At 64.6% G+C, this 19,989-nt stretch carries 19 protein-coding genes and 3 pseudogenes; 11 read left to right on the top strand and 11 right to left on the bottom strand.

The annotated features are described in order from the left end of the window. Window positions 1-57 precede the first annotated feature (57 nt). From THIX_RS09340 to THIX_RS09330, 3 genes are all read right to left on the bottom strand, one after another. Entirely contained in the window at window positions 58-570 is a 513-nt protein-coding gene (locus THIX_RS09340) for a biotin transporter BioY (RefSeq protein WP_233224484.1), read from the bottom strand. An 80-nt stretch (window positions 571-650) separates the two neighbouring features. Continuing rightward, window positions 651-998 (bottom strand): aspartate 1-decarboxylase, encoded by a 348-nt coding sequence (gene panD, locus THIX_RS09335; RefSeq protein ID WP_112488283.1) that lies wholly within the window; start codon window positions 996-998, stop codon window positions 651-653. A 353-nt stretch (window positions 999-1,351) separates the two neighbouring features. After that, window positions 1,352-1,945 (bottom strand): S26 family signal peptidase, encoded by a 594-nt coding sequence (locus THIX_RS09330; RefSeq protein ID WP_112486020.1) that lies wholly within the window; start codon window positions 1,943-1,945, stop codon window positions 1,352-1,354. Between the two features lie 74 nt (window positions 1,946-2,019). Between THIX_RS09330 and THIX_RS09325 the strand changes: the two genes are divergently transcribed. After that, window positions 2,020-2,277, top strand: coding sequence for a type II toxin-antitoxin system RelE/ParE family toxin (locus THIX_RS09325; RefSeq protein WP_112486019.1), 258 nt, complete (start codon window positions 2,020-2,022; stop codon window positions 2,275-2,277). After that, window positions 2,274-2,642, top strand: a complete 369-nt coding sequence (locus tag THIX_RS09320) for a helix-turn-helix domain-containing protein (protein WP_112486018.1) — start codon at window positions 2,274-2,276, stop codon at window positions 2,640-2,642. The genes THIX_RS09325 and THIX_RS09320 overlap by 4 nt, the downstream gene beginning before the upstream one ends. A gap of 50 nt (window positions 2,643-2,692) precedes the next feature. Here THIX_RS09320 and THIX_RS09315 read toward each other — a convergent pair whose 3' ends face one another. The 8 genes and pseudogenes from THIX_RS09315 to THIX_RS09285 all read right to left on the bottom strand — a co-directional run. Then, complete coding sequence (locus tag THIX_RS09315; protein WP_112486017.1) at window positions 2,693-4,669, bottom strand: type IV secretory system conjugative DNA transfer family protein; 1,977 nt, start codon at window positions 4,667-4,669, stop codon at window positions 2,693-2,695. Between the two features lie 41 nt (window positions 4,670-4,710). Continuing rightward, window positions 4,711-6,732 (bottom strand): ArdC family protein, encoded by a 2,022-nt coding sequence (locus THIX_RS09310; RefSeq protein WP_112486016.1) that lies wholly within the window; start codon window positions 6,730-6,732, stop codon window positions 4,711-4,713. Beyond that, a complete protein-coding gene (locus THIX_RS09305; RefSeq protein WP_112486015.1) occupies window positions 6,725-7,009 on the bottom strand; it encodes a hypothetical protein in 285 nt (94 codons plus the stop codon). The genes THIX_RS09310 and THIX_RS09305 overlap by 8 nt, the downstream gene beginning before the upstream one ends. A 23-nt stretch (window positions 7,010-7,032) precedes the next feature. Then, complete coding sequence (locus THIX_RS24125) at window positions 7,033-8,094, bottom strand: toprim domain-containing protein (RefSeq protein ID WP_233224482.1); 1,062 nt, start codon at window positions 8,092-8,094, stop codon at window positions 7,033-7,035. Further along, a complete protein-coding gene (locus THIX_RS24120) occupies window positions 8,088-8,729 on the bottom strand; it encodes a hypothetical protein (RefSeq protein WP_233224481.1) in 642 nt (213 codons plus the stop codon). The genes THIX_RS24125 and THIX_RS24120 overlap by 7 nt, the downstream gene beginning before the upstream one ends. A gap of 148 nt (window positions 8,730-8,877) precedes the next feature. Then, a pseudogene (locus THIX_RS09295) lies at window positions 8,878-9,111 on the bottom strand (IS5/IS1182 family transposase); the annotation flags it as partial. 215 nt (window positions 9,112-9,326) lie between these two features. Continuing rightward, on the bottom strand, window positions 9,327-10,106 hold the full coding sequence (gene istB, locus THIX_RS09290; RefSeq protein WP_371412888.1) for an IS21-like element helper ATPase IstB: 780 nt from the start codon (window positions 10,104-10,106) through the stop codon (window positions 9,327-9,329). Further along, a pseudogene (locus THIX_RS09285) lies at window positions 10,103-10,975 on the bottom strand (IS21 family transposase); the annotation flags it as partial. The pseudogene THIX_RS09285 and the gene istB, both read right to left, overlap by 4 nt. Before the next feature lie 263 nt (window positions 10,976-11,238). Between THIX_RS09285 and THIX_RS24115 the strand changes: the two are divergent. From THIX_RS24115 to THIX_RS09235, 9 genes and pseudogenes are all read left to right on the top strand, one after another. Then, window positions 11,239-11,676 (top strand): annotated as a pseudogene (locus tag THIX_RS24115) (DUF4902 domain-containing protein). An 83-nt stretch (window positions 11,677-11,759) separates the two neighbouring features. Beyond that, entirely contained in the window at window positions 11,760-12,314 is a 555-nt protein-coding gene (locus THIX_RS09270; protein ID WP_112486011.1) for an acyl-homoserine-lactone synthase, read from the top strand. Between the two features lie 242 nt (window positions 12,315-12,556). Continuing rightward, window positions 12,557-12,886 (top strand): acyl carrier protein, encoded by a 330-nt coding sequence (locus THIX_RS09265; protein WP_233224480.1) that lies wholly within the window; start codon window positions 12,557-12,559, stop codon window positions 12,884-12,886. Between the two features lie 23 nt (window positions 12,887-12,909). Next, a complete protein-coding gene (locus tag THIX_RS09260) occupies window positions 12,910-14,352 on the top strand; it encodes a class I adenylate-forming enzyme family protein (RefSeq protein WP_112488280.1) in 1,443 nt (480 codons plus the stop codon). Between the two features lie 12 nt (window positions 14,353-14,364). After that, window positions 14,365-15,051, top strand: coding sequence for a hypothetical protein (locus tag THIX_RS09255; RefSeq protein ID WP_112486010.1), 687 nt, complete (start codon window positions 14,365-14,367; stop codon window positions 15,049-15,051). Then, window positions 15,038-16,198, top strand: a complete 1,161-nt coding sequence (locus THIX_RS09250) for a beta-ketoacyl synthase N-terminal-like domain-containing protein (protein ID WP_112486009.1) — start codon at window positions 15,038-15,040, stop codon at window positions 16,196-16,198. Before THIX_RS09255 ends, THIX_RS09250 begins: the two co-directional genes overlap by 14 nt. After that, window positions 16,176-16,706 (top strand): hypothetical protein, encoded by a 531-nt coding sequence (locus tag THIX_RS09245; RefSeq protein ID WP_112486008.1) that lies wholly within the window; start codon window positions 16,176-16,178, stop codon window positions 16,704-16,706. Before THIX_RS09250 ends, THIX_RS09245 begins: the two co-directional genes overlap by 23 nt. A 74-nt stretch (window positions 16,707-16,780) precedes the next feature. Further along, a complete protein-coding gene (locus THIX_RS09240; RefSeq protein ID WP_112486007.1) occupies window positions 16,781-18,562 on the top strand; it encodes an NAD(P)/FAD-dependent oxidoreductase in 1,782 nt (593 codons plus the stop codon). Continuing rightward, window positions 18,556-19,860, top strand: coding sequence for an aminotransferase class III-fold pyridoxal phosphate-dependent enzyme (locus tag THIX_RS09235; protein WP_199195374.1), 1,305 nt, complete (start codon window positions 18,556-18,558; stop codon window positions 19,858-19,860). The genes THIX_RS09240 and THIX_RS09235 overlap by 7 nt, the downstream gene beginning before the upstream one ends. Window positions 19,861-19,989 lie beyond the last annotated feature (129 nt).

The following is a 19,989-nucleotide window of genomic DNA, read 5'->3' as shown; positions in this document are numbered from 1 at the left end:
TGCTGCAATCCCTGCGAGGGCGCGCTGGAGGTCCCGCACCCAGTCACGCCGGCCCCTTTAGCGCCGTCGCACCGTCGACGCCCAAACCTTGAGCATTGCAGCAGCAAGGATGGACTTCAGGAAACCCCCGAACACAAAAGGCAGGACCCCGGCCGTGATCGCCTTGACCGGTCCGATCATGGCCGCCAGCCAGCCAGCGCCAAGCAGCAAGCACAGCGCATTGCCAGCGAGCATGGCCAGAAACGCAAGGAAGGGGCGCGACCCATTCCAGCCACGCTCGGCCAGCCAGCCGGCAAGCGCTCCGGCGAGCGGAAAGGCCAACAGATAGCCACCGGTCGGGCCCATGAAATGGGCAACCCCTGCCGCTCCACCCGCGAGAACCGGCAAGCCCAGGGCTCCCTCGATCAGCCACGCGATGATCGTCACACTGCCAAGGCGCCAACCGTACAGGGCACCGATCAAGGTCACTGCCAGCGTCTGCAAGGTCATCGGCACGGGGACCATGGGCACGGTGATCCACGACGACGCGGCAAGCAGCAGTGTGCCCAGGACGATGGCGAACAGCTTCACCGGGCGCGAGGCATCCAGGAGTGACAACAGCCGCGTTGCCGTTCCGGCCAATGCGTGCGAGGGGTTGGTGTTCACGGTCTTCATGCCTTCATGGTTGCAATGCGATTATCGGGATCGAGCAGGGCGATGCGTGGATGGAAGGCGCGGGCCACGGCGTCGTCCATAGGGACATAGGTGCAGATGATGAGCAGATCGCCGATGGCCGCATGCCGGGCGGCCGATCCGTTGAGGGTGATGCGTCCGCTTCCCGCCGGCTCGGCAATGGCATAGGTGCTCAGACGCGCCCCGTTGGTGACGTTGTAGACCTCGATCTGCTCGCCGGGAAGGATGTCGCAGGCGTCCAGCAGGGCCTGGTCGATGCCACAGGATCCCTCATAGTGCAGATCGGCGCCGGTCAGCGTGGCGCGGTGCAGCTTGGCGCGCAGCATCACACGCATGGGGGCAGTATGTGCGGGGTTGGCAGACATCGCTGTTGCTCAGACAGTGGCCATCACGCTGGCCTGCTCGGTGCGGCGGGTGGCGTCGGCCTGGAGGGTGCGTGGGCAATCTGGGCTTGCAGTTCGGCGTCGGCGGGCGTCATGCGGGGAATTCGGATGGGGTGTTGTGGTCCGATTATCGCTGCGTCCCAGGGACGGCAATCTTTTGAATCTTGCACGCCGTATGCCGCTGCCCTTCAGAGTCGACGGAGACAGCGATGCTTCACGATGCTCCACCGTTGCGTGCCCTATTCCGTTGCAGCCCGGCGAGGCTGGAATTCAACACTCCATTCCAGACGCCCCAATCAACCGCCTGCGTTGGCCATCCCCCGAATCTGCTGGATGTCAATCGCCCCCCAATAGCGGCTGTCGAAGCTCTGCGCGGCCAGCGCCGGTCTGGCCCCGCTGCCGTAGACCCAGTACTGCCCCTTGCCAAGCACGAAACGCCCCTGCTGATGCGGCAGGTGGATCCAGGGGTAGGCGGCCGTGCGAAGCAGCTGGCCGCTGTTCGGCAACTCCCGGCCGTTGATCCAGACGCCCTGCAGGCTCCCCACGATGGAATCCCCCGGCACACCTACCACGGTCTTCAACATCGGCATGCCACCGCCCGGGCAATCGCCGGACAGGTAGAACGGGAAAGCACGCGGCGTCACCCACGCCGGTGGGCAGAGTTCGACCTTTGTGCCCCGCGAGAGCGTCTCGTCATCCTGAAGCGGGCGGAGCCGGTAGAAGCCAAGCGGCTCGCTCTCGGTGAGATTGATCCGCCACCCCTCTCGCGTGGCAAGTTGAACCGCCCCGAGGGTCATGGCCATCAAGGCCAATGGCACCATCAGACGGCCCCAGTGGATGCGGCACCGTTGGTGCCCAGGACCGCACGGACAGGCTCCTTGGGCTTGCATCACGTGGGCTGCTGGAGCGGTGAGAAGGCGCCGGGGAGTTTGCACCGACGTTTGCATTTCGCTAACATTACCTCATGTTCTCGATCGAATACAGCCGCGAGGCGTTCAAGAGCCTCAAGGCCATGCCGCGCAATCTGGCGACGACGGTGCGCGACAAGATCGAGCAGTTGGCAGCTGCGCCCCACGGACCGAACAACAACGTGAAGAAGCTGCAGGGGCGCCCTGGCTACCGGTTGCGCGTCGGCGATTGGCGCGTGATCGACGAGATTCATGACGACCGCCTGGTGGTGATGATCCTGGCGGTTGCCCCACGAGGAGGTGCATACCCATGAGCACGATTCAATTCATCGAACGCAACGGGAAGCGGGAATACGCCGTGGTTCCGATGGAGTTGTTTGCGCGGCTCATGCGTGCCGCCGAGAGCCTGGATGACGTTGCCCTGTTCGATGCCGTGAAAGCTGCCGACGATGGGTTTCGAGTGCCGGGCGCGGTCGCGCATGCCATCCTGGACGGTACCCATCCTGTCAAGGCCTGGCGCGAATACCGCGGATTCACCCAAGACGCTTTGGCCGAGAAGGCCGGCATCAGCAAGGCCTATCTCAGCCAGATCGAGACAGGCAAGCGGATCGGAGTGGCCAGAACCCTCAAAGCCCTCGCAGCTGCACTGGGCGTGACGCTCAATGAGCTCCAGCCCTGATTCCCGCAACCCGGCCTGAATCATCCCCTTCTGCCTCAAGCCCCTCTGCCTCATACCCCTCTGCCGGTTGCACGCGCCGGCCCCAGTTTGATGCGCTCGGCCAGCGCCGCGTCCCGGTAATACTTGATCTTCTGGCAGTACACCGGCGCATGCCCGGCGACGAACACCAGTTCATCGTCCGGCGGCAGACGCATGCACTCGTCGGGGGTCAGGAGCGGCCGCTGCACGATCTGCTCATTGGTGTTGACGTTCTGCAGCACCACCGCCAGCCGGTTTCCGGAGTATTGGCGCTGGGTGTGACTGACGGTGGCTTGGCCCACCATCTTGGACAGCAGCTCGGCCGTCTCCACCTTGTTGGGGGCGTAGGCCACCCGGATGTGGCAGTTGCCGAGGATGGACTCGTCCTTGCCGTAGGCGGCGTAGAGCTGGCTCAGGTCCTGCACGATCAGCAAGGCCTTCAGGCCGTAACCGGCGATGAAGGCCAGGGCCTCCTGGAACACGTCGAGCTTGCCCAGACTGGGGAACTCGTCGAGCACGAGCAGCAGGCGGTGGGGATACAAGCTCTTGCCCGAGCCGTCGGCGTTGAAGTCCATGCCCTCGGTCAGGCGTCGGGTGACCTGGTTGATCACCAGACGCAGCAGCGGCTTGAGCCGGTCCTTGTCGCTGGGCGGGACCACCAGGTAGAGAGAGGTCTTCGGCCCCGGATGCTGGGCATCCCTGCCGCCCATCAGGCTTTCCAGGGTGAAGTCGGAGAAGCGGGTGTTGTCGGCCACCAGGGGATCGCGGTACAGCGACAGGAAGGACAGCGCGGTGGACAACACCCCGGAGGCTTCGTTGTCGGCCTTGTTCAGATAGGACTGGCAGGCCTGGGCCACCACCTCCCAGCCGGGCCGTTGATCCATCAGCATGGGAATGGGGGGAGCACGGTCCAGGAGTTGCCCGGACTGGCAACTCGCCAGGGCCAGGTCCTTGAGGTAATGCATCACCGCCTTGAAGCCGGTAGCCGCGGGCTGGGGCTTGCCGTCCTTGCCTGGGGTCGGGTGCTTGTCGGCCTGCTCCCGGGTGGCGCGCTCGGCGATCTCGCGCACCGGGCCGCCGTCCGACAGGATGGACTGCACCGTGTGCAGACAACGTAAGGGATGGCCTGGCTCCCAGTGCAGCAGCACGAACAGCAGCACCCCCGTCATCAGGTCGAAGCCGGTCTTGGCCCAGTGGTCGTTCAGACCCTTGCCGTCGGGGTCGACGATCATGGTGGCGATGTTCTGCACGTCCTTGACCAGGTTGCCGTCCATGCGGATTTCTTGCAGCGGGTTGAAACGGGCCGAGTCGGAACAGGTCGGGTCGAACTTGAGCACCCGCTGGCCCAGCACCTGCTGCCGATAGCCGCTGGTCAGATGCCAGTTCTCGCCCTTGATGTCGTGCACCAGCACCGAGTCATCCCAGGACAGCAGGGTCGGGATCACCACGCCCACGCCTTTACCCGAACGTGTGGGAGCGAACACCATCATGTGCTCGGGGCCCTTGTGGCGCAGATAGCGCACCCGACCCCCATGGTCCCAAGCGCCGAACAGCACGCCGCCCTGGTTGCTGGCGTCGGCCAGGATGCCGGCGGCGGCCACTTCGTCCCCTGCTGCCCAATGCGCCGAACCATGCAGGTCGTTGCGCTCGGCATCCGCCTTGCGCGTGCGCCGGTAGGCCAGACCCACCGGCAGCACCAGGGCGAAGAATCCGCCCACGCCCATGATCAGATGGGCGCGCTCGAAGATCGTCATCACGGCCAGGCCGTAGGCGCTGCGGTTGAAACGCCAGGTCCAGACCAGGATATCGAAGGGGGAGTAGAGGAAAGGTGGCAGCAGGGGTTGGCCCAGCGCTGCGCTGAACCCCAGCGCCCAGGCGGCATACTCCGTCGCCGCCCAGCACGACAGCAACACGAGCAGGGTGAACAGTCCCAGCCCCACCCAGACGAAGCGGGTGATGTCCTTCTGCGCCTTGGGGATGTGCACCAGGGCGTCGGCTGCGGTGTGCATGGAATGCGTGGGATGCGTGGAATGGATGGGATGGACGGAAATCAGCGGCTCCGCTCCAACTCAGCGTCACGCGTCGGCAGCGGCGAGAGGTCGAGCAGTGGCAGGTGGGGGGCGGGATGGGTCTCGGGCCCAGTCATCTCCTGAGCAGGGCCGAGCACGACGAACGACCTACTGGCCATCACCCGCGGCACGTCGGCCTCGGGGATGCCGACATAGCAGGCATCGTCGTGCCCACTGGGATCGATGTGCAGGGTCTGACGCTGCGGGGCCGTGACCTCGACCACATGGGTCAACGGGGCACCACCCTCCACCTCCTCAACGCCGCCCTTGCCGGCCAACCACGGCTGACAAGCGAAGAAGTCGGCGGTGAACTGGTCGTAGGCCGCGGCGGACAGCGCTTGGGCATCGATCACCTTCACCGCCTGGACACCCTGCGGTCCGGCCCCCGGCAGGTTGATCACGCCGTCGCAGACGTCCTCGACATTGCCGACCTTGCGCCAGAACATGGAGCGGGCGGGTTGGGAGGATGGGTTGGGTTCCGACGCCATCGACGCTGGGTCCTGCGTCGCAGGCTTCTCGATCTGATGCTTCTGGACTTGATCCACGTGATCCATGGGCTGATGCAGCGCGATGACCGCGGCCCACTGCTGCTGCAGGTCGGGGTATTCGGCCAGGACCTCGGCAGGTGGCATGGACGTGCGCAGGAAGTCCGGCGCATCGGGCTGGCTGCCGTAGAGGGCGTTGTTGACCTCGCGCCGGTGCACCTGGCGCAGCGCCCCTTTGGGGGTCGGTCCATCGGCGAAACCCAAGGACTGCTCACCCAGGAGCACTTCCCACTGCCGGCCATGGTTGTGCAGTGCTTCCACCGTCGCGGCGGCGGAGAATGCGGCAAAGGTCATCGCATGCGCTGGCTGGGCCTGCGCCTTGTCCATCGCGGCCTGGACGTCCCGGGTCTGTGCCAGCTGCAGCGCGCGTTCCTTGCCCAGGACGTAGTCCACCGCTTTGCCGGCCTCGGCCGCAGCGCGGAAGATCTCGTGCTTGTCGTGCTGGAGCACCTTGGCCCAGGACTGGATATAGGCCTTGTGCTGCTCCTCGTCATGGGGGATGCCGGTCTCGGCCGCCATGAAGGTGCTGAACAGCTCGGCGCGCAGTTCTTCCTTGGCATAGGCTTCGGAGCCGAAGCGGTGGCCGCCGGTGATGCCCTCGCGGTTCAAGCGCGGCTGGGCGCCCGTGGCGTGGCCGATCTCGTGCAAGGCGGTGCCGTAATAACCCTCGGCCGACTTGAAACGCTCGCGCGGAGGCAGGGAGACTTCGTCGCGCCTGGGCGAGTAGAAGGCATGTTGCGGATGCGTGGCGAAGCGCAGGCCATCGTCGCGCATGGCCTGCATCAGCTGCTCGGCACGGTCGACGGCTTGGACCTTGTTCTCCGGCACCTTCAGCGGCGCGATCTCGAGTCCGGTGCACTGTTCGGCGTTGAACACGGTGTAGACCCGCCCGACCACGGTGTCGAGTTGCTGGTGAGCAGCGCCCCAGCTCAGCTCCTGGCCCTTGTGGCGCACCGTCAGATCGCCAGGCTTGACGGTCCTGGTGGACGCCTTGTCGGTGGGCACGCCGATCTGCACCCGGCCTTGGGCTTCGTCGAACACCTTCACCCGCATGCGGTTCAGGCTGATCTCGACATCCCGCCGCTCCCAGAAGGGCTGGTCCTTCCAGAGTTCGATCGGGATGCCCTTCTCGCCCTTGGCGACCCGCCCTCCGAGATCGTTGACCTGCTTGACGGTGCCGTAGCGGGGATCGGCATAGCCGCGCTCCATCTGGGTCAACAGCAGGATCATGCGGTTGCCGCCGTGGTAGGCGCGGTCGCTGACCATGTTGCGCGGCAGTCCATGCTCCAACTCCTGCCAGGGCCGGTCCCAGGGAATCTGGCCTTGCTCCAGCGCGGCCACCATGCGGTCGGTGATCTCCTGGCGCAGGTCGCGCTCCTGGCGCTGGGGCTTGGGGGTCGGGGTAGCTTGCTTGCCCCTGGGTTCTGGGGTCGGCTGCACTTGCTGGGTTTCAGCCATGGTGGGGCTTCGGTTCAGCGGGATCGGCAAGTTCGAACACGGCGCCGAACGCCTGCTCGGCTTCGGCACGGGTCGGGGCTTGGCATTCGACGAAGACGTCGGACTGGATGGCAGACGGCATGGTGTGGGGGGTCGAGGCTTGGGGGGTCGAGGCTTGGGGGGTCGAGGCTTGGGGGGTCGAGGCTTCGGGGGTCGAGGCTTGGGGGGTCGAGGCTTCGGGGGTCGAGGCTTCGGGGTTCGCAGCTTGGCGCTTCGTCAGGTCGTGGTGGGTCTTCATCGAAGATTCCTTGGGTGGGTGGCTCAGTGCCCCATGCCGACGGCATGCGCGGTGGCGATCATCGGCAGGGGACTGAGGTCGAGCAGGGGCAGGACGGAGGTGGGTCGAGACTCCAGGATCCTGGAGTCGCCCTGTTCCTGGGCTTGCTCCTGGGCTCGCTCTTGCTTGACGGTCTGGCGCTGTGGCTTGCCGAGCACCGCGTCGATGTTGCGGGTGCGCAGTTGCTGCTGCAACTGCGCGCGCTCCTCCTCGACCTTGGCCTGCAGGCTGCGATGGGCGAGCTGTCCCAGCGGAGTCGGCTGGTCCGTGTCGTCGATCAGGTCGCGGTGCCGGCCGTCGTTGAGCAACAAGCGCTGCGCGGGGGTCAGCGGCTCGCCGAGCGTTGCCGCTGCAAGCGCTCGCTCGGCCTCGGGCGAGAGGTGGGCCAGGATGGCTTCGGCGGCCATGTGGTCCTGGTCGATGGCGTAGCGCTCGCCAGCGGGGCCATCCGGCGGCTGCGCCTCGCGTTCGAGGTCCTCGGCAGCATCGTTCAAGGCCTTGAAGGGGTCTGTGGTTTCAAGAGCGGTGGGCTGCGTTGGCACTTCAGGTTCGGCAATGGCGGATTGCGGCATGGGAGGCTCCTGGCGGGGCATGGATGGAACTGGCGCGGGATTGGCCTTTGGCGCAACGGGTGCAGAGGCCGGGCTGGGTTGGGTGGAGAGGATCACTGCTGGCGGGAGTCTGCGCTCGAGCTGCCGCGGCGTCAGGGTGGCGGCCAGCGTGCGGCGAATGGCCTCGACGCCGCCGTCGCGCAACTGGTCACGGGCGTCGTAGCCGGGCGGGGTGGGGCCATGGGGATGGAGCGGCAGGGCAATGCGGGTGCGGGCGCTGCCCAGGATGCGGGCGGCGCGCACGGCATCGGTCTGTCCCTTGTGATGGGTGTTGGCGCCATCGTGGTCGGCGTAGAGCACGGGGTGGCCTTGCAGCTTGCCGTGCAGACGGCGTGCGACCTCGGGCAGGTTCTGGGCCGACAGGGCGGCGATCACGGGTAGGCCGGTGGCCTGATGGATGGCCAGCGCGGTGCCGATGCCCTCGCAGATCACCACATGGTCGGCCTTGCACGCTGTCTCATAAGCCCGCAGGGGGGCTTCGACGTCGGCGCCGTCGATCGGGATGACGGCAAAGGCGCCTCGAGTGGGGGTGCCACGACGAAGCGCTTGTCGGGGGACTGGCCGGGAGCCGCCCAGTTGATGCGCTGGGCACCGACCCACGCAGGCTCGCCCGCGGCATCGACGGCCAACATGGGGACCAGCAACTGCGCCCTGCCCTGACGCAGGCCGGCGGGATCGAGCTGGGGTTGCTGCAGATAGGGGAAGTCTTGCGGTGGGTGGGCGGCCTCCCAGCGCGCCAGGGCGTCTTGGATGGCGGCGGCCTGGCGCTCGACTTGCTGCTGGCACCAGGCTTGGCGTTGGGTTTCGAGCTGTGCCTGTTCTGCGGGGGTGAGTGGGCGAGCCAGCTCCGGCTGGAAGGGGATGGGTTGGCCATCCGCCTTGAAGTTGATGACCCAGCCGCTGCCGTCCGGGCGCAGCAGGTAGCCGGCGTCGTTCTTGCCGGATGGCGTGTCGCCGACGTCGGCGCGGTGGATCTGCCCGTCGGCGGCGAGCCGATCGGGATCGATGATCACGTCCTGCAAACGGGCGAAGCCCAGGAACTGCTGATGGGGTGCGGGCGCTGGGTCCACGACCTTCCCTCCTTCAAGGCTGCGCCGCAGAGAGTCCGGGGCTTGGCCTTAATCGGGAGGGGGGAAATGGGGGATGTCGAACCCGGTCTTCTCGTGCTCAAATGTCAGGTCCTCACCCAGCGCATCGCGGCGCCAGCGAACTGCTGCAGAGCTTGTAGCCAAAGTAGCTCTTGCCATGCTTCTTGGTCCAGCGCGCTTGAACGTCCTTCTGCCGGCGCTTCGCAGGCGACCACTCGGCCGGCATCACGTCCTGCTGAACAATGGCCTTCTCGTCCTTGTTCAGCGTCCGCTTCGGCACCGGCACGATGCTAACGTCGATCATCTGCCCGCCACGCGCAATGTAGCCATGACGGTCGAGTTGCCGGTTCACCACCTCGAAGAGGTCGACTCGCGCCTCTCGCTCCAAGTCGACCAGGACATCGGTCGTTTCGACAGCGACATGCAGATGCGGGAACCGCTCGTGAAACCCGTCCAGTGCGTATTTCGGCGAACGTGACCGACGATTCCGGTCGAACGTGACCGACGATTCCGGTCGAACGTGACCGGTTGTGCGGCATGAGGTGTTGCGCGCTCACAGTTTAGGTTGGTCGGTCACGATCAGTCGGGTTTTGCCTCCTTTTTGGGCGGTTTCTGGGCCTGGCGCAGCGAGTCGCCGGTCAGGGTGAAGCGGTGGTGCTGCTGCATGAGACGGTCGAGGATGGCGTCGGCGATGGTGACGTCACCGATCCAGGCATGCCAGTGCTCGATGGGCAGTTGGCTGGTGATGATGGTGGCGCGCTGGCCGGCGCGGTCGTCGATGATTTCCAGCAGGTCGGCGCGTGTCTGGCTGTCGATCGCGCTCATGCCCCAGTCATCGAGCAGCAGCACGTCCGTCTTGGCCAACTGAATCAGCCATTTCCCGAAGGTGCCGTTGCCGTGGCGGATGCGTAGTTCTTCACCCAGGCGCGGCACGTGCTGATAGAAGGCCGAGTGACCGCGCCGGCAGGCGTGCTGCGCCAGAGCGCAAGCCAGCCAGGATTTGCCCGCGCCGGTCGGGCCTGTGATGAACACGGCATGTCCGGCGCTGATCCACTCGCCCAATGCCAGGCTCATCACGGCACGGCGTTCCAGGCCGCGCCCGGCACGGGTGTCGACGTCCTCGATGGCGGCCTGGGTGTACTTGAGGCGTGCTTCCTTGAGCAGACGGGCGCGGCGTTTGTCGTGCCGCAGGTGGACCTCGCGTTCGACGAGCAAGGTCAGCCTTTCTTCGAAGCTCATCCCGGCCATGCCGGCTTGGGTGAGCTGCTCCTCCAGTGCGAAGGCCATCCCCTGCAGCTTGAGATCGCGCAGTTGCTCCAGCGTGGTGTTGATCATCAGGGTTGGTGCCTGCTGTTTCATTGGTAGTAGTCGGGGCCGCGCACATGCGCGTGCTGCGGGCTGTTCCATTCGGGCGCCTGGGTCGCGGCCTGGCGGTCGCGGTCGTTGGCGAGGATGTCGCGCACATGGCTGTACCTGGTCGTGCCCAGCTCGGCGGCGATCACGCAGGCAGCTTCCAGGCGTGGCTTGCTGTACTTCTTCGCCAGCGACAGCAGCCCCAGGCAGGCGCGGTAGCCATGCTCGGGGTGACGTCGTTCTTTGAGCAGGCGGCGCACGATGTGGCTGGTCATGGGGCCAATGCCGTTGCCCCAGTGGATCAGGCGCTGCGGGGTCCATTCCAGGTGGGCGCGGTGCGCGGCAGAGAGATGGTCGGGAACGGTTGTGAAGCCGCCGCGATGCGCGTTTCTGGCGTGGGCAGCCACCCGCTGGCCTCGGTGTAGCAGCTCAACCCCGTGCGCGGTGATACGGGTTTCGAGTTGCAGGCCGACCAGGTTCTGCGGCACGCTGTAGCGGTGGCCGTCGATCTCGACGTGGTGATCGATATGCACCCGCACCGTCTTGTAGCTTGCCCATTCCCAAGGCTGGGCTGGAAGCGCTTGCAGCGCCGGCGCGTCGAGCGCTGCGAAGCTGCTGGCGCGGCTGCCGGGCAACTTCTGGAAGGGCTTGTCGTTGAGCTGCTTGAGCAGGGGCTCGATGGCCTCGTTGACATCGTCGATGCAATGGAAGTGCTGGCGGCGCAGCCGCATCAGAATCCAGCGCTCGACCACCTGCACCGCCGACTCGACCTTGGCCTTGTCCTGCGGCCGATAGGGGCGCGCCGGCAGCACCGAGGTGCCGTCATGCCGGGCGAAGTCCTCCACCGTCTCGTTGGCTCGCGGCTCGTAGCGGTGCATGGAGTTGGTGTTCTTGCCATCCCTTCATCGCCTTCTCCTGCGGACAGTCCTTGTGACGGGCTGTCATATTTAACACTATTGACCCGGCCAGCTTTATCCGTGAGTCCGTTCGCTCTGAGCCTGTCGAAGAGCCGTGCTTCGACAGGCTCAGCATCAACGGTGCGCATGTCTCATTCCCGTTTAACTCGTGCCGGATCAATAGTCCTGTGTTGTGTCGTCCTGTACCGTGTCCTTTTCGAACTTCGTCGAGGACAATAACCATGATGCACGCCACGGTTAAACATGGGCCAGCGCTGGCCCGAGCACCCATGATGACCCTTTCAGATGACGGTTTGGTCCGTCTTTCCCTGGAAAATTTAAGGGTGATCCCTTTCATTCATCTACTGTCTGTGTTGGATGAACATGACGGACCGCCACCCGCCGGTGAAGGCGCAAGTCTGGACCCGATCTCCGGTTACACCGAATGGGTGAGCACTGCTTCCCCGGTGATTACCCTGGGCTGGGACTGGTGATTGGATGTTTGCGTGATGCCATGCATTTATACCCATATCGGCGCGCCCCGGAGCAATGTGATGATCGTGGATGCGCAGCACCGCGACCTGGGCAGACGGAAAATCGATGCTGCGCTGGGCACGTTGATCTCAACATTGTCTTGGCAAACGGCGGTCGCGAAGCATATTGGTTCCCGCTACGCATGATGGCCTGTCAATTCTGACAGTTACACGTCTGTTGTGGCACCGGTTCAATCCACCTCCAAGTGTTCGAGCCAATTGGAGGTGGTATGCAGATCGTGTCAGGATCCACAGCACAACTTCATCCAGGCTTGCACGCAAGCGTTGGACGCTATCGTCACCAAGTATTTGTCGAGAAGCTCGGCTGGGACGTGCCCTCGCAAGAGGACATTGAAGTCGATCAGTTCGATCGCCCGGACACCGTCTATGTCGTGGGTCGGGATGGTCAGGGGCATGTCTGCGGCTGTGCCAGGCTGCTGCCCACCACGCGACCCTACCTCCTGGGCGAGGTGTTTCCGCAACTGTTGAATGGCCTTGCGCCACCGGTATCCCCGGATGTCTGGGAATTGTCGCGCTTTGCGGCCACGGATTTCAACAGCCGAACCACGTCAGCGTTGGGGAAGATGTCCTCGAAAGCGGCGATTGAATTGATGCGTGCGTCGATTGCTTGCGCCTCTGAGCAAGGGGCCAAACAACTCATTATGGTGACCAATATCGGGGTGGAAAGGTTGTTGCGCAGGGCTGGCTTTGAATGTCACCGAGCTGGGCCGCCCATGGTGGTTGATGGGCATCCGATTTTTGCAGGCTGGGTTTTGTTTGCCTGAACATGTTGACAGCTACCGCGATGACGAAAATTATGCAGTCTGATAAATGCGCCCTTTCGAAACATAAAACCTACAGAAATGGCAATGCACAACGCTACCGTTGCGAAAAGCATTCCATTTGTAACAACATAGCCATTACCTGTACCACTCACAATTGGCCCAACTACGCTACCTAAGGTAGTCGTCCTTGATTTATTCATCTTCAAGCGGCGCCGAGATCCTGGGTCGACAACACGCCGACGATGCTGGCGCTAATCTCAGTTACCAACCCACCCAGCGAGAAACACACCATGCAACCTGATAAGCAAGATATTGTGATGCGTCTGAAGGAGATCATCTCTACTGACCTGGGCATGGACATCTCCCCACAGGAGATCGATGACGAGGACGGGTTCATGTCCAAGCTCGGCGTGGATTCCATGGGTTTCGTCGAGCTCAAGTTTCAGTGCGAGGAGGTGTTCGGCATCAGCATCAATGACGATGAGTTCGTGCCGGACAACTTCACGAACTGCGCGACGCTGGCCGCCTTTGTCCTCACGAAGACCGTGGCCGCCGATCTGCAATCGCAATGAAGACGGACTGCAAAGTGGGCCCCATGCCTTTCGCGGATTTCGACCTTGATGCGCGCGTCATTGAGGCCTCAGGTGTCGGCCAGGGCGCGGGCATCCGCGTCAACGTTCGCGCACTGGCCGATGCTTGGCGCTCCCAGCTGCTGCCTGTTGGCAGCGTGGTGCTGATCTGCATGCCCAATGGCAAGCCGCTGCTGGGGCATTTTCAGGCAGTGCTGCAGGCCGGGTTAGTCCCCGCGATGGTGGCCCCCAACACGCCGGCAGCGAGGCTCGTGCAAATGGCGCAGGATTTCCATGCCGGCGCGATCGTGCGGCCGCATATTAGCGCGGACTTGACTCTGGATCTGGGGCTTACGCCCAAGCAGGCACGCGCCGACGGGGAAATCGCGCGAATGATGAAGGCCCCGCCGCCTCTAACTCGCCCTGGCGAGGTGATCCTGACCACCTCCGGCACTTCCTCAGAGTTCAGCAGTGGCTGCGTGCACTCGATCGATTCTCTGCAGCGCAACGCGCGCCGGCATGCTCAGGCCACTGGACTTCGATCGGACGACGTGGTGCTGGCCCATCTGCCGCTGTACTACTCCTATGCGCTGGTCGCACAGGCGCTAGCTTGCATGGAGTGTGGTAGCACGCTCGTAGTCGGAGGGCCGCCCTTCATGACCCGCCGGTACGCGCAGGACATCATGCGCCACGGCGTGACGATCAGCTCGGTCACGCCGCTGCTGCTGCGCCAACTACTGGACAACCCGGAGGATCGCCTGCCCTCCTGCCTGCGCGCGCTCACCGTGGGCGGCGACGCACTGCCCACCGCACAGACGCGGCAGTTCCTCGCGGACTATCCGGGCCGCGAACTGTACTTGACCTACGGCATCACCGAGGCCGGGCCGCGTGTGGCCACGCTCGCGGCACATGCCTCTGCGCCTGAGCACTGGGCTTCAATGGGGCTACCGCTGGAGGATACCGAGGTGCGCTTGGTGGATGTCCGAGGTGGCGTGGAAGCGGCGCAGAGGGCGGTGGACGGCACGACAGAGGGCGAATTGTTGGTGCACTCGGACACACTGCTACTGCGAAAGATCGGCCGCAACGCGGTGTATCCGCTGGTCGAAATCGATGGCAAGGCCTGGCTGCGCACCGGTGACGTGTTCCGCGTCGGTGCCGATGGCCATCTGTTCTTCCGACACCGCAAGTCCGACTTCATCGTGCTCAACGATGAAAAGGTCAACCTCGCGGCCATCAAGCAGTACTGCCGTTCCCTGTCAGGCGTGCTCACCTGCCAGACGCGTTCGCTCAAGCACGACGGCGCTACCACCGGCTTCTCGCTCGAGATCGTGGTTGATCAGGCGCTGGTGCCCCACGACTCTCTCGACGCACTACGCCTGCAAGTGCTCAAGGGCCTGAAGCGGCACGAGCGGCCGACCACCCTGAACCTCGTTCCGGCCAACCAGAGCGGCCTGGACCGCTACAAGTAGAAGGAGCCTGCCTTGAATAGCCAAAAAATCGAACTGGCCCGTGATATCGTCCGCCAGCATGCGCTGCGCGGCGTAGAGGACGTGCTAGCGCTGCTGCCTCGGCACATGTGTCACATCGTGCAGGAATCTGAGGTATTCGGTACCTACCAGCCGCAGATCGTGCGGCTGAGCCAGCCGGAATCCGAATGGGAGCGGCTGGACGCCGCCTACCGGCGCTACCGCGATGAGATCATCCCCGCGCTCGCTGTGGAGGATTACCTGCGCGCGATCGCCGAACGCCGCGAAGATCGGCTGCCCTGCTTCTGCTCGGAGATGAGCGACGTGGCGGGCGTGCTGGTCCACTTCGCCACGGGCAGGAAGGTGTACGCGATCCGTCAGATCTTCGTGAACTACCTCTACCTGCCGCAGCGCTGGCATTGCGTGAACGCGCTGGTGGCGGGCGATCGCATCCGCTATTTCGACTCCTCCGCCTACCGGCAGGTGCTGGATCGTGAGAAGCGCAAGCTGGTCAGCCCCAGCGATCTCGAGGGTTTCAATTACGCGGACATAGCGGAGCGCTTCCTCGTGGGCAAGCGGTGGCTGCAGAGCGAGCCGTTCGAGCGATCCATCGGACTGCAGGGCGGCAATCTCAAGGACAGCTTCTATCCCAACCCCTTCCCTGGCCGCGCGATCGACGAGTACCTCCATGAATTCTGCTGAAAACCATAACCGTATCGCGGTCACCGGGCTTGCGTGGCACACCGCCTTGGGCGACCAGCTCGCTCCGGTCTGGGCGCAGTTGTTGGCGGGGCGTACCGGTCTCGCGCCGGTGCCCTCGGACTACCCTCTGCGCAACGAGTTGGCGGCCGCGCTGCCGACGCGGGACGCGCCGGAGCCGCCAAAGTACAAGATCAGGCGAATCACGCGCAGTTGCGTCGAGGCCGCGGCGCGCGACGCGGGGCTGGATCTGCAGGCCGAGTCGTCGTCTTGTTTCATTGTGGTGGGTACGAGCTTCGGTGCACGGCTGGACGACGAGCAGGCCAGCTGCGAACCATTGGACCAGTGGGTGCAGGAGGCCCTAAGCGGTCTGGCAGTCACGCCGGTGAGCCTGTCCACTGCCTGCTCTTCCGCTGCCGACGCGATCCTGATCGGAGCGCAGCTGCTGCGCGCGGGCGTGGCACGTCGATGCATCTGCGGCGGGGCGGACATACTGGGAGAGTCCAAGCGGCTCGCGCATTCGGCGCTGGGTACGATGTCGCCCACGTTGCTGCGCAGCTTCGACCAGCGCCACGACGGCACCCTTCTCGGCGAGGGCTCTGGCTTCGTGGTGCTTGAGCGTGTCGGCGAGCGTGGCGGCGCGGTGCCCTACGTGCTGCTGCGCGGTTGCGGCTCGGCCAACGACGCGGCCGGGCTGACCGCGCCGGCTGAGCAGGGCGAGGGCATCCGGTTGGCAATTCAGCGCTCACTGCAGGACGCGAAGCTGGACACCTCGCGCGTGGGCCTGATCAACGCGCATGGCTCGGGCACCTTCACCAATGATCGGGTCGAGAGCAAGGCCTACCGGGCGATCTTCCATGCCTCGCAGCCGACAGTGTTCGCCACCAAGGGGGCGTTCGGCCATTCGCTGGGTGCCACCGGCGCGCTCGAAGCCATCGCCCTGATTCTGGCGCTGGCCCAGCGTGAGGTGCCGCCCATCCACGCGCTAGAGCAGCCGCTGCAGGCGCTTGGCCTTCCAGTGCCCGTTGGTGGCCGGCCTCTGGCGACGCAGGCAGACATTGGCCTGAGTCTGACCATCGGCTTCGGCGGCTTCAACACCAGCCTCGTCTTTGAACGGACCGAGCACCATGACCGCCGACTTCACGCCTGATGCCTGCTACGAGGTACTGAGTGTTGGCCGCGCGAGCAGTCTGGACTACGGTAGCTTGGACAAAACACTGCGCGCCGGCCTGAAGACGGCAGACCCATTGGTTTGGTCGGTACTGGCCTGCGTGGCCGGCCTGCACGAGTTGCACCGGCAGGCTCTGCAGGAATGCGCCGATCAGATCGGACTGATTCAGTACGGCGACGGATTTCCGAGAGCCACCGCAAGCAGGGTATTCGAGGAAATCCGCAGCCGCCGGCGCGTCTCGCCGAACACCTTCGTGAACGCCAATGCAGGCGCTGCGTTGTCGGTGTGCTGTACCAAGCTCGGCTACCGAGGGCCGACCATCAACCTGACTATGCCGCGCGTGCAGGCGCAAGCCATCGCGCAGGTGTTGGCTGCGCGATGGCTTAGAGATGCCCACGCTGCCTACTTGTACTTCGTGGCCACCAGCGACGGTGGCGAGGGTGGCTTCCAGGTCGAGGGCACGCTAGTACGGCGCGTCGCGTCCTGATGTGGCCTTCCTCTTTCTGTTTTGCTCTTTTTTTCTACCACTTCACACTTCACTGAATGAAACGGACTCATTCCATGGACCATCAATACGATATCGCCATCATTGGCAGCGGCATCTCGGGCGCTATGCTCGCTAGCATCCTGGCCAAGAACCAGCTCAGGGTCATCCTCATCGACGCAGGTACACATCCGCGCTTCGCTGTGGGTGAGTCCATGGTGCCCGAGAGTGCTGTGCTGCTGGAGATGCTGGCGCTGCGCTACGGGATTCCCGAGCTTGCCTATCCGGGCAATATCGCGAATATCAACAAGCACATAGGCACGTCCGCGGCGGGCGTCAAACTGGCCTTCGCGTTCGCCTGGAACGGCAGGGGTCAGGAGCAGGATCCATCGCAGGTGGTGTCCACGCCGGTGCTCGCACCCGAGGCGCATCTGTTCCGCCAAGACGTCGACGCCTACTACGTCGCACTGGCTGCGCGTCTGGGCGCGTCGGTTCGCCAAATGGCGCCGATTCGGGAGATGGAGTTCTTCGACGACGGCGCAGTGTTGCACGTGGGCGAGGGTGAGCAGATCAAGGTGCGTTACGTGGTGGACGCGGCCGGCTACCGCTCACCGCTGGCTGCCTTGCTAGGGCTGCGCGACGGCGCGCGTCCGATGCAGGCCAATACCCGCTCGATCTTCACGCACATGGTGGGTGTGAAAACCTACGAGGACGTGGTCGCCACGCCGCCCATCAGCGGCACGCCGACCCATTTGGGCCAGAGCACGCTGCATCACATGTTCGACTGCGGCTGGCTCTGGATCATTCCGTTCGACAACCATCCGTTCAGCACCAACCCGTTGTGCAGCGTGGGGCTTCAGTTCGATATAGGCAAACATGGACCGGCCACGAGCGACCCCGAGGGCGAGTTCCAACGCTTCATCGCCCAGTACCCCTCGATAGCTAGGCACTTCGAGGGTGCGGCGCGCGTGCGGGAATGGACCGTGGCGCCGCGCTTGAACTACACCAGCCGCGCCACTACGGGTGACCGCTACTGCCTGCTCGGTCACGCGGTTGGCTTTGTCGATCCACTGTTCTCGCGTGGACTGGTGAATACCTTCGAGTCGATCACGCGCCTGGTGCCCGTGCTGCTGCGCGCGGCGACCGAGGACCGTTGGCAACGCGAGGACTTTCTGTCGCTGGAACGATACAGCCTGGACGTAGTGCGTATCAACGACCGGCTGGTGGCCAATTCCTACACTGCGTTCACTTCGTTCCCTTTGTGGAATGCTTGGTTCCGTATTTGGTTGAGCGGTAGCTACATCGGCGTGCTGCGCCTGAGGAAGCTGCTGTCGGAATACAAGGCCACGTGCGATGGCGACGCGCTTGACCGCAGCTTCGAGCAGGCGAGCTTTTCTGGCCATCTGTCGATTGAGAGCCCGCATTTCGAGGCCATGTTTGACGCCGCCTGCACCGCGATGGAAAGCTTCGCGGCCGGCACACTCGGGCGCGATGAAACGATCAAGACCCTGCACCAGCTCTACGCCGACAACCGTGCCCATTTGCCTTTGGACTTCTCCGACTTCTCCAACCGCTACCTGTCGCGGCCAACCCAGGAATTCGCGAAATCCCTGCTTGACTGGGCCAACCACGCGCCCGCGGGCCTGGCCCAAAAGCTCCAACGTGGCACTCAGGTGGCGCCGGTCGAATTCTTGGACGCCTACCGCTGGGGCGACCGGCTTGGCTTGGCCGCAATGGCCGATGGGGCCCGCGCGTGCGGCGGCGCCACGTCCGTGATTACGTCCATGCCTGCGCCCACTGAAGCTAACGTGGTGGGCCCGGATGCCAGGTCCACGCACGGCAACCGGGCGGCATCGTGAACCCAAACCACAGCAGCAATGATGCCCTGCAGCGCCGCCGGCGTCAGGCGGTCGCGCGCGGGGTCAATCAGGCGCATCCGGTCTACGCCACGCGCGCACTGAACGCCACGGTCTGGGATACGGATGGCCGGGCCTACATTGACTTCACCGGGGGCATCGCGGCGCTTAACACCGGCCACCTGCACCCTCGGGTGGTGGCTGCGGCGCAGCAGCAGCTTGCGCGGTTCACACACACGTGCTTTGCCGTACTGCCGTATGAGACCTACGTGGCGGTGTGCGAGCGCATGAACGCGCTCGCGCCCGGCGATTTCGAGAAGCGGACGTTGCTCGTGACCACCGGCTCGGAGGCGGTGGAGAGCGCGGTGAAACTCGCTCGCGCCCACACGCGGCGCGTTGGCCTAATCGCGTTCGAGGGCGCTTTCCATGGCCGCACGCTGATGACCTTGGCATTGACCGGCAAAATCAAACCCTATGCCGCGGGCATGGGGCTGATGCCGGGAGGGGTGTTTCGCGCGCGCTTTCCAATCGCACGCCAGGGCATCAGCACCGACGAAGCGATGGCCAGCATCGAGCGCATCTTCCAGGCCGATGCTGCGCCCGAGGACGTCGCCGCAATCTTGGTCGAGCCGGTTCAGGGCGAGGGCGGTTTTCATGCGGCACCCGCCGATTTTCTTGCGCGGCTGCGCGCGCTGTGCGATGAGTACGGCATCGTGCTCATCGCCGACGAGATCCAGAGTGGCGCGGGCCGCACCGGCAGCTTTTTCGCGATGGAGCAAACTGGTGTGAGCGCGGACCTCACCACCTTCGGCAAGTCGGTCGCGGGCGGTTTTCCACTCGCGGGCGTGACCGGCCGCGCGACCATCATGGACAGCGTTGTACCTGGCGGACTGGGCGGCACATATGCCGGCACGCCGCTGTCCTGCGCGGTAGCCCTGGCCGTGCTCGATGCGATTGAGGACGAGCGGCTGCTCTCGCGCGCGAAGGAACTCGGGCAACAGCTGCAATCCCGTCTGCGGCATATGCAGTCGCAACTGCGACTGCTAAGTGATGTGCGCGGCCTCGGAGCGATGGTGGCCATCGAAATCGGCGCCGACGCGGTGCCCGGCGAGGCACCGGGCAACACTCCAGCCGATCTGACGGCCCGGTTGGTCGCTGAGTCCCGCGCACAGGGGCTGTTGCTGCTTGCGGGCGGGCCGCGAGGCAACGTGATCCGGCTGCTCGTGCCGTTGACGGCACCGCCCGGCCAGGTGGATGAAGGGCTGGACATCCTGGAGCGCTGCCTAACCGCGCTTGGGTGAAGCACACGCGCTCTGCTTTGATAGGACCGAACGAGGTGGCGGCGACCGCGCGCTAACCGCTGTGACCCTGCCATCCCGCCACGCCACACTTCATCGCCTGTTCATCGAACACTGTCACGCTTCATCCGC

The organism is Thiomonas sp. X19, from assembly GCF_900089495.1.
Taxonomy (GTDB): domain Bacteria; phylum Pseudomonadota; class Gammaproteobacteria; order Burkholderiales; family Burkholderiaceae_C; genus Thiomonas_A.
Note: the sequence above shows the minus strand (reverse complement) of the source record. Positions and strands in the feature narration are given on the sequence as shown.